This window comes from Bacillus sp. 11B20 (assembly GCF_056098985.1).
Map to the genome: position 1 here is coordinate 770947 of NZ_JBLZWZ010000009.1, position 14562 is coordinate 785508.

Annotated in this window: 16 protein-coding genes; 3 read left to right on the forward strand and 13 right to left on the reverse strand. The window is 42.7% G+C overall.

All coding sequences use genetic code 11. The annotated features are described in order from the left end of the window. The first annotated feature begins 358 nt into the window (after positions 1 to 358). Positions 359 to 1450 carry a branched-chain amino acid aminotransferase gene (locus tag ACN6NB_RS18215; protein WP_039182437.1) on the forward strand — a complete coding sequence of 364 codons (1092 nt, stop codon included), beginning with the start codon at positions 359 to 361 and terminating at the stop codon, positions 1448 to 1450. Between the two features lie 95 nt (positions 1451 to 1545). Next, positions 1546 to 1740 (forward strand): hypothetical protein, encoded by a 195-nt coding sequence (locus ACN6NB_RS18220; protein ID WP_039182442.1) that lies wholly within the window; start codon positions 1546 to 1548, stop codon positions 1738 to 1740. A gap of 19 nt (positions 1741 to 1759) precedes the next feature. On the opposite strand, the gene ACN6NB_RS18225 is transcribed toward ACN6NB_RS18220, so the two are convergent. The 13 genes from ACN6NB_RS18225 to sigY form a co-directional block, all read right to left on the reverse strand. Further along, a complete protein-coding gene (locus tag ACN6NB_RS18225; protein WP_064498825.1) occupies positions 1760 to 2158 on the reverse strand; it encodes a hypothetical protein in 399 nt (132 codons plus the stop codon). Positions 2159 to 2280: 122 nt separating this feature from the next. Beyond that, positions 2281 to 3609 (reverse strand): 6-phospho-beta-glucosidase, encoded by a 1329-nt coding sequence (locus ACN6NB_RS18230; protein ID WP_039182448.1) that lies wholly within the window; start codon positions 3607 to 3609, stop codon positions 2281 to 2283. Further along, entirely contained in the window at positions 3606 to 3932 is a 327-nt protein-coding gene (locus ACN6NB_RS18235) for a PTS lactose/cellobiose transporter subunit IIA (RefSeq protein WP_039182451.1), read from the reverse strand. The genes ACN6NB_RS18230 and ACN6NB_RS18235 overlap by 4 nt, the downstream gene beginning before the upstream one ends. Before the next feature lie 26 nt (positions 3933 to 3958). Next, positions 3959 to 5308, reverse strand: a complete 1350-nt coding sequence (gene celB, locus ACN6NB_RS18240; RefSeq protein ID WP_024423868.1) for a PTS cellobiose transporter subunit IIC — start codon at positions 5306 to 5308, stop codon at positions 3959 to 3961. A gap of 14 nt (positions 5309 to 5322) precedes the next feature. Then, a complete protein-coding gene (locus ACN6NB_RS18245; protein WP_003214824.1) occupies positions 5323 to 5628 on the reverse strand; it encodes a PTS sugar transporter subunit IIB in 306 nt (101 codons plus the stop codon). A gap of 122 nt (positions 5629 to 5750) precedes the next feature. After that, on the reverse strand, positions 5751 to 7694 hold the full coding sequence (locus ACN6NB_RS18250; RefSeq protein WP_058838462.1) for a BglG family transcription antiterminator: 1944 nt from the start codon (positions 7692 to 7694) through the stop codon (positions 5751 to 5753). A 236-nt stretch (positions 7695 to 7930) separates the two neighbouring features. After that, complete coding sequence (locus tag ACN6NB_RS18255; RefSeq protein WP_474253526.1) at positions 7931 to 8545, reverse strand: class F sortase; 615 nt, start codon at positions 8543 to 8545, stop codon at positions 7931 to 7933. A gap of 59 nt (positions 8546 to 8604) precedes the next feature. Beyond that, positions 8605 to 9996 carry a copper amine oxidase gene (locus ACN6NB_RS18260; protein ID WP_144489834.1) on the reverse strand — a complete coding sequence of 464 codons (1392 nt, stop codon included), beginning with the start codon at positions 9994 to 9996 and terminating at the stop codon, positions 8605 to 8607. A 121-nt stretch (positions 9997 to 10117) separates the two neighbouring features. Further along, entirely contained in the window at positions 10118 to 10231 is a 114-nt protein-coding gene (locus ACN6NB_RS18265) for a hypothetical protein (protein WP_223250414.1), read from the reverse strand. 82 nt (positions 10232 to 10313) lie between these two features. Continuing rightward, positions 10314 to 11684 (reverse strand): NADP-specific glutamate dehydrogenase, encoded by a 1371-nt coding sequence (gdhA, locus tag ACN6NB_RS18270; RefSeq protein WP_041087641.1) that lies wholly within the window; start codon positions 11682 to 11684, stop codon positions 10314 to 10316. Between the two features lie 311 nt (positions 11685 to 11995). Further along, positions 11996 to 12208, reverse strand: coding sequence for a hypothetical protein (locus tag ACN6NB_RS18275; RefSeq protein ID WP_039182469.1), 213 nt, complete (start codon positions 12206 to 12208; stop codon positions 11996 to 11998). Continuing rightward, positions 12205 to 12516: a YxlC family protein gene (locus tag ACN6NB_RS18280; protein ID WP_144491624.1), complete on the reverse strand. Its 312-nt coding sequence runs from the start codon at positions 12514 to 12516 to the stop codon at positions 12205 to 12207. The genes ACN6NB_RS18275 and ACN6NB_RS18280 overlap by 4 nt, the downstream gene beginning before the upstream one ends. After that, positions 12513 to 13046, reverse strand: a complete 534-nt coding sequence (gene sigY / locus ACN6NB_RS18285; RefSeq protein ID WP_058838458.1) for an RNA polymerase sigma factor SigY — start codon at positions 13044 to 13046, stop codon at positions 12513 to 12515. The genes ACN6NB_RS18280 and sigY overlap by 4 nt, the downstream gene beginning before the upstream one ends. Before the next feature lie 452 nt (positions 13047 to 13498). Here sigY and ACN6NB_RS18290 point away from each other — a divergent pair, with 452 nt between their 5' ends. Then, the gene (locus ACN6NB_RS18290; protein ID WP_064498828.1) at positions 13499 to 14536 is read left to right on the forward strand and encodes a pectate lyase family protein; all 1038 of its coding nucleotides are present in this window, start codon (positions 13499 to 13501) and stop codon (positions 14534 to 14536) included. Positions 14537 to 14562: the final 26 nt, after the last annotated feature.

A 14562-nucleotide genomic window follows, 5' to 3' on the forward strand; every position in this document is an offset into this window, starting at 1 on the left:
GCTCCTTTCCCTTCTCTTCTTCCTTTATCGGTTAAAAAAAAGAGGATTAAAATATGACAATGTCCCTTGCAATGCACTAGTCAAAAGGTGTATGGTTGAAAGAATATCTTACAGGAAAACCATTCGTTTTTAAATTGTCAGATTAATCAGTTAATAATGTATTTGGATTTTATTTCTTTTTTAAAAAGGGGGGATATGAGCCAAACTGACAGCAGAGAGAAGGAAAGCGCTTTAACAGATTTTTCTTGTCTGAATTCCAGAAAACCTATTGCTAATATTTTGTGAAGGTATAGAATAGAATCATAATTATTTCATATTATTAGAATTTTCAAATAATCAAACAGCAAGGAGATTTACAATGCCAAAACAACCCATCCGCGTTGAACTTAGTTCAACAAAAAAACCAAAACCTCAATCTGATCAACTTGAATTCGGAAAAATCTTCACAGATCACATGTTTGTGATGGATTATTCAATTGATAAAGGCTGGTATGATCCAAGAATCATTCCTTATCAGGCTATTCCAATGGACCCAGCTTCGATGGTCTACCATTATGGTCAATCTGTTTTTGAAGGCTTAAAGGCTTATGTTTCTGAGGATCAAAAAATTCTCTTATTCCGTCCGGAAAAGAACATGGAACGCTTAAACAGATCCAATGACCGCCTGTGTATTCCGCAAATTGATTCAGAAACAGTATTAGAGGGCTTAAATGAACTCATTCGCATTGATAAGGATTGGGTACCTGATGCAGAGGGCACTTCCTTGTATATTCGTCCATTCATTATTTCCACTGAGCCGTATTTAGGCGTTGCACCGTCTAGCACGTATAAGCTGATCATTATCTTATCTCCAGTGGGATCATACTATAAAGAAGGCATTCATCCGGTCAAAATTGCTGTTGAAAATGAGTTTGTCCGTGCCGTTAAGGGTGGAACAGGAAATGCCAAAACAGCTGGAAACTATGCATCAAGCCTTAAAGCACAGCAAGTGGCTGAAACGAAAGGATTTTCACAAGTTCTTTGGCTTGATGGAGTCGAGAAAAAATACATTGAAGAAGTCGGCAGCATGAATATCTTCTTTAAAATCAACGGAGAAATCGTGACGCCTGAATTGAACGGCAGCATTTTAGAAGGCATCACACGTAACTCTGTACTTGAGCTGTTAAAGCATTGGGGAATTCCAGTCACAGAGCGCAAAATTTCAATTGATGAGTTAATTGAAGCACATCAATCTGGCGAGCTTGAAGAAATCTTTGGGACTGGAACGGCAGCCGTGATCTCTCCTGTCGGGGAATTAATTTATCATGATCAGCCATATGTGATCCAAAATGGTCAAACAGGCGAAGTATCCAAAAAATTGTATGAAGCCATTACTGGCATCCAAAAAGGAACACAGCCAGACATCTTCGGCTGGACAGTTGAAGTTGACTCGGTCGTCAAGCAAGCATAATCATGTAAAAGAACCTTTCATTCACGAAGGGTTCTTTTTTGTTTATTAACCTCTCCAATATACCTTATAATGGTAATAAATTAAGGAGGGATGGTATGTTTTTTACTTATCTATTAGCGTTCATTGGGATCTGTATCGGATCGATGATTGTCGCTACTGGTTTCGACGATTCACCGTTCCTCACCCGATTTCTATTTAAGGCGCTTGGGATTTCTATCCTTGCTCTTTCCATCTCTTTTGTAAAGGTTAGACGAAAGAAGTTACAGAAACAAAAGGCGAAAAAGACTTAGTTGACTCGTCTGCTTACCATCAAATCGTGCACCAAAACAAGACCGATACCCCAACAATTGCCCCGACGTATATCCACTGTTTCCCCTTGATGCTCCGCTTTCTTTCGATCAGTAAAAAAATCTCTGGCAAAAAGATGATCATGATTTCTAGGATAAAGACAAGATAGTAAACAAGCGGCATCGGCTGGAAATCAAACTTTCTTGCATCTCCTCCAATCGTTGCGAAATACATCAATAGGTTGGTCACTGGAATGGTGAAACAAACAAGCAGACGGAGAACATAGATCCACACATAGCCCTTATGCCGAATGAGACCAACAAATGAAGCAATAAGGCCATACAAAAACAAGATCACTGTGCCATAACTCATGATAGGCTGTACGACAAACCCGTAAAGCATTAAACCAATTGCAACCATATTCCAACAGTCCTTTCTTTGAAGCCATACATGCTGTTTTTTCTATCATACACTTCTTTCTCCAGTTTCCATATGAAGAAATCATAAAAAATGACCCCATAAAAGGGGCCATTTTTTATGTGTTAAGCATTGACTGATTTGAAGAATTGCGGTAAATATTCACGATGCGCTTCAAGCATTTCATCTAAAATTTGCTTTGCAATCTCGTCAGATGGGACGAGCGGGTTGATTGTCATCGCAACAAGAGCCGTCTCGTAATTTCCAGTTACAGCCGCTTCAGCTGCCACACGCTCGAATGATTTGATTTGTTGAACGAGCCCTCTGACAGCTACAGGCAGATCACCTGTCGCGATTGGCTTTGGTCCGTCCTTCGTAATGATACAGTTTACTTCAACAGCTGATTCAGCCGGAATGCTGGCAATCGCACCTCTGTTCACTGTATTGACTGGTTGAATGTCGTGCTTATCATTATAGATGGAGCTGATTAAGTTACAAGCCGCATCGCTGTAATAGGCTCCGCCTCTTTTTTCGAGCTGCGGTGGTTTAATCGACAAATCAGGATCTTTATAAAGCTCAAATAGTTCCTTCTCGACCTGCTGTACAACTTCCGCTCGAGTTCCTTTTTCTTGAGCCGCCTTTTGTTCTTCTTCCAGCATATCTTTCGTTTTATAGTAATAGCGGTGATACGGACATGGGATGACCCCTAATCCTTTCACAAAAGAAGGCTCCCAGTTTTTCGCTTCAATGTTTTTCATGGACCACTGGCTGTTCGGATTTCCTAGTTCATCAAGCACTTGATCCATAATGCTGACCCCGTCTAAATATACGTCTAATCCATAGACCATGTGATTGAGACCGGCAAACTGCACCTCAATGCGTTCTACATCTACTTCAAGCGCCTTAGCGATTCCCATTTTGATCCCAATCGGCACATTGCATAGACCGACGACTTTTTTTAGATTCGTGTAGCGTAAAACAGCTTCTGTAACCATGCCGGCTGGATTCGTAAAGTTCACAAGCCATGCGTCTGGGCAAAGCTCTTCCATATCCTTTACAATGTCTAAAATGACTGGGATGGTCCGAAGGCCTTTAAATAAACCGCCTGGTCCGTTCGTTTCCTGACCGATGACGCCGTATTTAAGCGGTATTCTCTCATCCTTTGCCCGTGCTTCCAGTAGTCCTACACGAAATTGTGTCGTCACAAAATCTGCGTCCTTCAAGGCTTCCCGGCGGTCAAGAGTCAGGTGTACCTCAATCGGCAGACCTGCTTTTTCGACCATACGTTTCGCCAGAGCGCCCACGATGTTTAACTTTTCCTGACCCGCTTCAATATCCACAAGCCATAATTCCTTTACAGGCAATTCATGATATCGTTTAATAAAACCTTCGATGAGCTCAGGCGTATAGCTCGATCCACCGCCTATTGTGACAATTTTGATTCCTTCTTTCATGAATTGACACCTCCGAGTTGCTTCATTTTTTCATGGAGCTCAATGATTTCTGCTGCGAGCTCCTTAACGGTCATTGCGTTCATGAGATGATCCTGCGCATGAATCATGAGGAGGCTAATATCCGTCTTTTCGCCCCTGATTTCTCCTTGGATCAGCTCTGTCTGTGCGTGATGCGCCTCATTTAACGCGTCTTGTGCTTCCTGCATTTTTTGCTTCGCCTCATCAAAATTACCTTGCTTTGCACACGTAATGGCTTCCATCGCTGAGCTTCTGCCATTTCCGCCGTGCAGGATGAGTTGAAACACAATTTGTTCCATTTCCATCGGCCGCATCCCCCTTGTTCCCTCTATTACATGCTGACAACATTTTCATCAGTTGATGCTTTTGTTTCTAGTTCACTTTCTTCTTTCAATTTCTGCTTATCCCACATTCTAAAGAATGGGTAGTATAGAGCAAATGACAACGCAAGGTTAATCAGCTGCATGACAGCACCAGAGATTTTGCCTCCTGTGGCGAGATAGCCTGAAATGATTGGCGGCATGGTCCATGGAACAGCAATCCCTGCAGGTTTTGCCACAAGCCCTGTGCTCATTCCGATATATGTGGTGATGATCATCATGATTGGCGTAAGGATAAATGGAATGAGAAGCATTGGGTTCATCACAATCGGCATTCCAAAAATGATCGGTTCGTTGATGTTAAAGATGGCTGGCCCAATGGCAAGGCGGCCAAGCTGTTTCATTTGTTTACTTCTGGCACGTAAGATCATGGTCAGCACCAAAGCAAGCGTTGCACCGCTTCCGCCGACGTTGATGAAGATTTCAAAGAACTGCGCTGTGAAAATATTCGGCAGCACTTCTCCTGCTTGGAATGCAAGACGGTTCTCATCCATTGCACCGAGCCAAATTGGCCCCATGACGCCCCCGACAATGGTTGCTCCGTGAATACCACATGCCCATAGGAGCATTTGCACACCCATCGCAACGATACTGCCGCCTAAGCTGCCACCAAGAATGGAAAGCGGTGTGCCAATTAAGACGGTGATGATATTATGAATACTCTCAAAAGGTGTCATCTCAATCACAAGTCTAGCGACCCAGATCAGTGTGATGACCACAAAACCTGGAATAAGTGCAATAAACGATTTACTGACTGCTGGCGGTACACCATCAGGCATTTTGATGACGATATTCCGCTGTACAATAAAGCGGTAAATTTCGGTTGAAAGCATGGCAATAATCATGGCAACGAATAAGCCTTTACTGCCCATCAGTGTGACAGGAATGCCCCCGCCTACTAGGATAGCTTCTGTTGAGCCTTCAGGTGTGAAAGGTACTTGATATGGAGTAGCCAACAGGAAAGCCGCAACAGCGATCGCACCAGATGATAGTGCATCAACGGCATACTTTTCAGCCAGCCTGTAAGCAATCCCGAAGGTTGCAACAAGTGCCATAATGTCAAAGGTTGCATTAACAGGATAGGATAGTTTCGTGGCCCATTCTGCTCCGAAGATACTTGCCATAAAATCGCTGTATCCTGGGATCGGAAGGTTGGCTAAAATGAGAAACAGTGAACCGACAATAATGAGAGGCATCGTTAAAACAATTCCGTCACGCAATGCTTGTAAATGTCTTTGAGCGGCAATCTTCCCTGCAAACGGCATGACCTTCTCTTCTAGAAATCGGTTGAATCCATTCATCCCCTCCGCCCCCTTTATCCGTTCACTAGCTGTTCAGCAGATTTTAAAACCTCGGCGCCATTACATACGCCATAATGCACGGTATTAATTACGTCTACTGGTATTCCTTTTTCTTCTCCGAGCTTTTTCATTTGCGGTAATAAATATCGAACCTGAGGTCCTAATAAAAGCACATCGGCTTGATCAATATGATTTTTCGCAGAATCTCCAGATACTGCCCAAATACGATAATCTTTTCCTTGTTCTTGTGCGCTTTTCTCCATTTTTGTGACAAGTAAGCTTGTAGACATACCTGCTGCGCAAACCAATAAGATGTTCATGTGTAAACGCCCCCTTTTCAAAGTGTGAAGCTATTCTTTACACATTCATCATATTATGAAACCGCTTTCATAAACACCCATACTTTTTCCTTTAGGAAGCGGAAAAAGTTAATATCACACAGTTAGTTCTTGTACGAAGGAGCCTTTTTATACATGATATCAAGCATGTCTTCAAATGTATCACAGGCGATCAGGTGCTGAATGAATTTCACATTATGCACAAGCTCCCCCAGCAGGCGGTACATGCCTTTTAAATCTTTGGCATTCTCTTTTTCGACACAAAGCAGGCAGACAAATTGAACCTTTTTCTCTCCCCAAATGATTGGTTTTTCTAATGTACATATCGCCCAAAACGTCTCATCTGTCAGCGGTGTCATCGGGTGCGGAATCGCCGTATAATGTCCGAAAGAGGTAGGAGCAGCCTCTTCTCTTTCCATGACAGATGGTGTGAGCTCAGCTGGCGCTAATCCCATATCGATGACTTTTTGCGTTAAAAAGGTGATGACCTCTTCTTTTGTGTGAAAGGCGCGTTTTGTAAAAACCAATTCCTTTTTCATATATTGCGAGGCCAATGTCACCCTTGTTTCACTCGTCAGGGCTTCTTCAATTTTTAAAAAATCGCCGCCTCCCAAAATGGTGTTCACTTGAATGACTGGAACCGGTAATTCCATATGAATTGGAATGGTTGTAATAATTAAATCCAGTGCATGTAAAGAGACATGCGGAAGCGAATATAGCTCTGCTGTTCCTAAAATAGTCAGTTTTGATCCAAATTGTGAACGCAAACGATCCTGCAGCAGCCTTGCACTCCCTGCACCAGACGCACAGACAATGAGACACCGCTTCGGCGGGATCTCCATTTTCCTCCGCTCTAAAGCCGCACCAAAATGAAGCGCCATATATCCGATTTCATTCTCATGAATACTCAGCCCCTCCTCTTCTTCAAGGACCCTGCTGGCGATAATCCCCGCTTCAAAGGCAAGTGGATACCCCGCTTTTATTTCATCAAGCATCGGATTTCTTAAGTTCATTCCATATTTACATCGGTTGATGGCAGGCTTTAAGTGCAGACTCAATCCAATCATTAGTTCCGTATCGCCGGCTAAATCAAGCTGCAATTTTTGATCAATGGCCTTCAGCATGAGCTGTACAAGCCGACTCGTGTCATCATCGACAATTTGTTTTTGACCGCTCGAGGAAAAGGACTGTACCATTTTGGCTGTTCCTAGTAAATGAATGGTGATATAGACGATTTCCTCTTGTGGAAATGAGACATCCAGCAGCCCTTCAAGACGCTCCACCATTTTTTTAGCGACCTTGTATTCTTTTGCCCGCGGAATTTCGCTGATTTCCTCTGGAAGAACAGATACATAGTTTCCGTGTCTAATTCGTTTGCAGGCAATAGCAACATGAACGATTAAATTATTCATGCAAATGTCTGATAGATTCATGCCTTCCTCATTGATATAATCTATCATTGTTTTCTGAAGCAATTCGAGTTCATGCTTTGGCAAAATGGTGACCGCTGTGTTCAGCATCGTTTGATAAGAACGACGTTCATTGAATAAATATTCTGACATGCAATAACGAATTTTCATCTCTGATCCCTTGATCCGGCAGCCTTTGCTCGGCTTCGCTTCCAGCTTCAGATCAAAGGGCTCCAGCTTACGTTTGACCGATTTCACATCGTTGCTCATCGTCGATTTACTAATAAACAGCTGCTCCTGTAAATCCTCCAGCTTCACATAGGATTCTGCCAAAAGAAGCCTTTTTAAAATAAACCGAACTCGCTCCTCTGGCAGCACAGCAAGCGGCTCTTCCTGCTCAACCTCCTCCTTCATAAAACGGCGAAAGGCATTCTCATCGTTGATCAACAGCTCATAGCCAGCTCCTCTTACAGCTGTTACAGCCGCTTGATAAGGGGCAAGACGGTCGTTCAGTTCCTTTATGTCTGTACGAATGGTGCGGCTTGTCACTTGTAAACTGGCAGATAGTGCAGCGCTTGTGAGCGGGGTCTCAGCTGCCATGAGCTGACTTAAGATGTGCGCCAGTCTTTTACTCAGCATCAGATCGGCCTCCTTATGTAGGGTGGAGAATCTGCCTTGTCTGGACAGGTTGTAAACGCTTGCAGTTCTCTTCATTACTCATATTCTACTGAAAAGAAATAAAAATTGCCATCTCATTTATATGACAAATGCCCCTATTTATACAACTAACCATATCTAATGTCCTATGAATCTTTTTGAAAGATACTTGCGAAAACCACGAAAAAAAGGCGTACACCATCGTGTATCCGCCTTCTTTATGAAGAGAGCATCTGGGTAAAGACAACCAATCTTTTTTCATGCGTGCCTGCAGCATGATCAAATGTCCCTGTACAAGTGATTAAATTGAGATTCCGTGTAAAGGCGTATCCAAAAAACGCATTAGGCTTCTCTTCACGCGGATAGCTTCTAACTTTTATGACTTCAAAGCTTCGCTTTTTTCCCGATGAGGACGTGACGATCACCTTGTCTCCCTTTTTCAGCTCCTTTAATCGATAAAAAACCGATGGCCCCCATTTATTATCTACATGGCCATTCATGACGGCATTCCCTTTATCCCCCGTTTTTGGACCATCTTCAAACCAAGCCGTGTTGTCTGTATCCTGAGGGACACCCATACTGCCATCCTTTAATAAAGCTGTTTTCTCCACTTTTGCTTTGACATCAATAGCGGGAATGGCGATTTCAGCTGGCACAATACCAGATGGCTCGTCTTTTAATGTATCGTGTGAGTGGTTCTGTTTCTCAGCTTGATGTGTGGTCATTTCCTTAGAAGCTGATATGTTTTTTGAGGATGACGATTCATCCATTGACTGTGATGAACAGCCTGTGATGATGAGAAATGAAAGAATGCTGAGCAGCCAATTCTTCATCTAAGCCGGCCTCCTTTTGAAGAAAGGAACGGCACGATTGTGCACGTTCCCGTCTGTCTTTATGAGTTAGAATTTGATGCCTTACGGCGATTAAGGAAGAATGCACCTGCCACGCCGCCTGCGAGGATCAAACTTGCGATCATTCCCGCAAATGCTTCATAGGACATGCCTAAAGGACCGGCTGTGCCTCCCATACCTGTTTTCGGCATTTCATTAGGCATGTTCGATTTGAACAGCTCAGGATGCTGATCAACAATCGCTGCTGCGACATCCTGACCAACCATGAACATATGACCATAAGCCTCTCTCACTGTCGGATAAAGCTGATCATATTCACCATTATGGTAAGACGTATACGTTTTGATCAGCTCATCAATATGTGTTTTCAAACCAGCTTCTAAATCAGCTGCCTTCAAACGTCCATCTGTCGCTTGATCTAGGAATTTCGCTTGCTTCATTCGATACGCATCTAAATCTTTGACAGCCTTTTCTTTTGCTTGATGATCCCCTGATGCATCCGCTTTGACATAATCAACTAAGTAACCGATATGGCTTGACCAAATGTCTTTGAATTGTTTGCCTGCATCCTTACCATAAACAGTTGCAATTGCAGCAGATAAATCATTTGTGTTTTCATTTAAAGCCGCCGCTGCTTGCTTAAAGTCTTTACTGCCATCATTTCCTTTTTGCATGGCAACTACTGCGAGTGCCAAATGCTCTGAGAACAAGTAGTTTAAATCTTCACGAAGATCCGCTGCTGGTGTATCCACTGACTTTTGATCAAATTTCCCAGGAAATTGATCTGTGATGGCCCATGACACGCCTTTTCCTACCTCAAACATATGATGAATGGATTTTCTCACTGTTTCATAGGTCGTATCAAAATCCTTTTCATTATAGCTATCAAACGCTTTTAACAGTTCGTTCACATGCATCTTCAAGCCTTCTTCAAGCTCACTTGCTTTCAGTCTGCCGTCTGTTGCTTGATCGAGCATATCGGCTTGTTTCATTCGATATTGGTCAAGCTGCTTGATCGCTTTCTTTTTACCTGCATCATCTTTTTTCGCTGTGGCTTGTACATAGTCAACAAAGTAGCCGATATGACTTGACCAAATGTCTTTGAATTGTTTGCCTGCTTTTTTACCATACACAGAGGCTATTGCATCTGATAAGTCATTCGTGTTGTCATTTAAAGCCGCCGCTGCTTGATCGAAGTCTTTACTGCCGTCAATTCCTTTTTGCATCGTGATCACCGCTAAATAGGCATGCTCTGAAAACAGCTGATCTAGTGCTGCTCGAAGATCTGTTGCTTTATTTGATACCTCTTGTGACGAAGACGTCTTCTTCGCCTCCCCATGCATATGTCCTTCGTGTGCACTTGCGCTATGAGCCGCTGGGAATAGTAACGCTGCGCTCAGTGGAATGGTTAACATTGCTTTCTTCATGTTCATCTTTTATTTCCTCCTCTTTCCGTTTGTTATGTACTTAACGGAGAGAGGGATGAAATGGATCATTCGATTCTATTATTTTTTTACAACACAGGATCTGTATGTTTGCATAAAAAAAGCCGGATTATCCGGCTGATACGTTACGACGTTTAGATGCTTTTCGCTCTTTATATATTTTCCTCACCACTGGATAAATCACAGGTGCCCATTTGACAATTTGTTTCAGCCATTTTTTCATTTCTCCCGCGCCTCCTTATTGTCATTCTTAAAGGACGATTCCCCATCTTGTCATGAAATAAACAGGTGCGGGAGAGCAGGAGTTAAATCACGCCTTGTGCAATCATGGCATCTGCCACCTTACGAAATCCTGCAATATTTGCTCCAACCATGATGTTCCCTGAGTGTCCATATTCGTCCGCTGTCTCTGTACACTGACGATAAATAGACTGCATCATTTGTTTCAGCTGATCATCTACTTCTTCAAATGTCCAAGACATTCTTGCACTGTTTTGCGCCATTTCCAGTGCTGAGACACCTACTCCGCCAGCATTCGCCGCTTTTGCCGGCGCAAACAAAATACGATTCTCTTCAAATACTTTGACCGCCTTAAGAGTGGACGGCATATTGGCTCCTTCTCCAACAGCGATGACACCATTTGCCACAAGCTGCTGTGCATGCGCCTCTGATATTTCATTTTGTGTTGCACATGGCAGCGCAATATCACAAGGAACGGACCAAATTTGTTCACAATCTTCAATTAATTCAGCATGCGGGTGAATGTCTATGTATGCCCCAATCCGCTGATTCTCGACTTCCTTCAGCTGCTTAATGGTCTCAAGTGATATCCCTTGAGGATCATATATTGCTCCGCTTGAATCACTGCAAGCCACAACCTTACCGCCTAATTCCATTACTTTTTCCATTGCATAAATAGACACATTTCCTGAGCCCGACACAACAACTGAACGCCCTTCAAATTGGAGCCCATGTGCTTTCAGCATTTCCTCCATGAAGTACACCAGTCCGTAGCCTGTCGCCTCTTTTCTCGCTAAGCTGCCTCCGAATCCAGGGCTTTTCCCCGTGAGTACACCCGCTTCATAAGCACCGCGCATTTTCTTGTACTGTCCGAACATATAGCCAATCTCGCGTGCACCTACACCAATATCACCTGCTGGCACATCTTGATCAGGTCCAATATATCGGCCGAGTTCACTCATAAAGCTTTGAACGAAACGCATGATTTCTCCATCAGACTTTCCTTTAGGATCAAAATCCGATCCACCTTTCCCGCCGCCAATTGGCATACCAGTCAGTGCGTTTTTAAAGATTTGTTCAAACCCTAAAAACTTGATAATGCTTGCATTGACGGTTGGATGGAAACGAATACCTCCTTTATAAGGACCGATGGCACTATTGAATTGAACCCTAAACCCTCGATTGACTTGTACTTTGCCCTCATCGTCTACCCATGGCACTCGAAATACCACAAGCCGCTCAGGCTCAATGAGCCGTTCTAAAATGCCCTGTTTTTCATACTCTGGATGCTTCGCAAAAACTGGGACGAGTGATTCCAGAATTTCTTTTACCGCTTGCTGGAATTCCTCCTCGCCGGGATTTCGTTTTTCCACCTCTTCTAACACACGGTGGATGTAGCTTTGTGCTGTTTGTGCTGCTCGATCTAAGGTCAACATGTCGCATCTGCCTCCTTGTAGATATCTCCACACTTTTAATTGTTAGATTTTCTAACGCATATTGAGATTAATTTAACACCAATTGTAAAATCTGATCAATATTGATAACAGATGAAAATGATGCCGAATTGAGATAGATCAAGCAGCCGCAGCAATTGACTTTAAAAATAAGCGCTCAAGGAATGACTAATGTGCTAGAAACGAACAAGCGGATGTTTCTCGTCCCGTTTTCTTTGACAAATACATGAATCATGATGAATTTCTAGCTTGTTTTCCAACGAAAAAAGGGTCAAAAGTTTGATCGGATGCACTCAATCTTTTCGGAGCTTCCCGCCTCTTTTTCGATCAGGTAGCACGACACAAAGCCAATATAGAATAGAAGACGATGGAAAGTTAATGAGACCGACAATACCCCAGAACCACTTGTAACGACCTCTTTTCTTGGCATCCATAAATAAAAGAAAGCCCTGTGCAAACAATAACGGCAAGACGCACAATAAGATGATCATTTCCGTCTGACTCATAAGGAAGACCCTCCTTTGATATGTTGATATTCCTTGTAGCCAACAATAAAGCAGATGGGTATGCTCACTATTTGGAGAAGAATGAAGATGATAGGCAAATGGGTAATGGCAGCTGCAAAGAGTGCCAGAATGGTCAAACTGATCAAAACGTATGCCAGCACTTCTTGTTTAAAACGCCTTTTCTCTTGTTCCTTCGCCTGTTTCAACATCATCATGACAGCCTGCTCACTTGGCTGTTTCACTTCAATTTGTTCATCTAGCTGCTGCAGCTCTTCTTTTAAACGTTCGGTCAAACGATCTTCCTTCATACATCCCACTCCTTTCGAATTTTCTTTAATCCATGATGAACCCTCGATTTCACAGTGCCTTCTCTCATTCCGAGCATTGAAGCCATTTCTGGGTAGGTAAAGCCATAATAATAGTGCAGAATAATGGGTGCTCGCTCCTGAGCCTTTAATTCATTTAAAGCATCCCACATGTCATGCCATGTGTTCCCCTTTTGCTGAACGTTCCATTTGAAACGGCGTATGGCCTCCTGATTCGCTTTTCCTTCTCTCAATTGTTCACGTTTTCTTTTCTTCTGGTGATCTAAAAATTGCCTAGATGCAATCGAAATGAGCCAGGTTGAAAATAAGGCATCTCCTCTAAATGAAGAAAGTTTCATATACGCTTTCAGCATCGTTTCTTGCATGATTTCCTCTGCCAGCTCTTGTTGAAGGGTCAGCTTCAACATATATCGGTAAAGAAAGGAATAATGATGTCGATAAAGGGCTGTAAACGCAGCATCATCGCCCTGTTTTGCCCGCTGAATCAATAATGTCTCTTCTGTCTGCTCCAAACACGTCCCTCCTTCCTTTTCTTCTCTTACTCATGAGACGACACGAATGACAATACCGTTTAAAATAGACCTTATTTTTTAGCATAACTTCTATGAAACCCATTTTATATGCCATTTTTTCTTATGTAATGATTATGGCATTCCTTCTTCTCTAACAAAATGATGCGTTTTGATTTTCTAGCAAATGAAGAGCCTCCTCTCCATAATCATGATGTCATCCACATACCTATCGACAATGGTCCTTATCTCATGAAGATGAAATAAAATAATCATTGGCTTAGCTTCCTAGAAAATCATGGAATACGCTGCGCCTATCCTTAGCCGATGATACCTTTTTGCATGCTATGCTCTTCCTACATTCCAAATGAGGCGATGCTTGTGAAGGAAGGAGGATTGGGTGAATCACAGCTTATTTTGGAAACGTTTTCATTAAAACAAAATAAAGAATGGAGATGTTGACTTTGAAGAGAAAAGTTCCAATGTTAGCCGGTGTATTAGCTGTTGGTCTCGTCACTTCATTATTTGCACCAAACGGGGAGGCAAAGGCAGCAGCCAAATACCCAGAAAGCCCTTCTATTATGGCCAACTTTAATCAACAAGGCTTCTCCACATTAAATGGCGGCACAACAGGCGGTGAGGGCGGTAAAACCGTCACAGTCAAGACTGGAAATGAATTATTGGCTGCCCTCAAAAACAAAGGAACAAACGAAAAATTAAAAATTGTAGTAGACGGGACGATTACCCCTTCTAATACATCAGCCAATAAAATCGATGTGAAAGATACAAATAATGTTTCGATCGTCGGTAAAGGGACGAACGGCGAATTTAATGGGATTGGCATTAAAGTATGGCGTGCCAATAACATCATCATCCGCAACTTGAAAATCCACCACAGCAAAATCGGTGACAAAGATGCAATCGGGATCGAAGGCGGTTCTAAAAACATATGGGTCGACCATAATGAACTGTACAACACATTGAATTCTGGGAAGGATGACTACGATGGTTTATTTGATGTGAAAAATGACTCTGACTATATTACCTTCTCGTGGAACTATGTACATGACAGCTGGAAAACAATGCTTATGGGCAGCTCCGATAACGATAACTATAATCGAAAAATTACGTTCCACAACAACCGTTTTGAAAACCTGAACTCTCGTGTACCGTCTATGCGCTTCGGGGAAGGCCATGTCTATAACAACTATTATAAAGGCATCTTGGCAACAGCGATTAACTCACGTATGGGCGCAAAGATGAGAATAGAACACAACGTATTTGAAAACACCAATAATGCCATTGGAAGCTGGGACAGCCGTCAAGTTGGAACATGGCATGTCATCAACAACTCTTATATTAACAGCACAGGCAGTCTGCCAACATCTTCAACAGGTACGTATAACCCTCCTTATAACTACTCTTTGCTTAACGTGAACAATGTGAAATCAGAAGTGATCTCAAATGCAGGTGTTGGTAAAGTAAACCCTTAAACCACAAAACGTTCGGGCAGAGATTT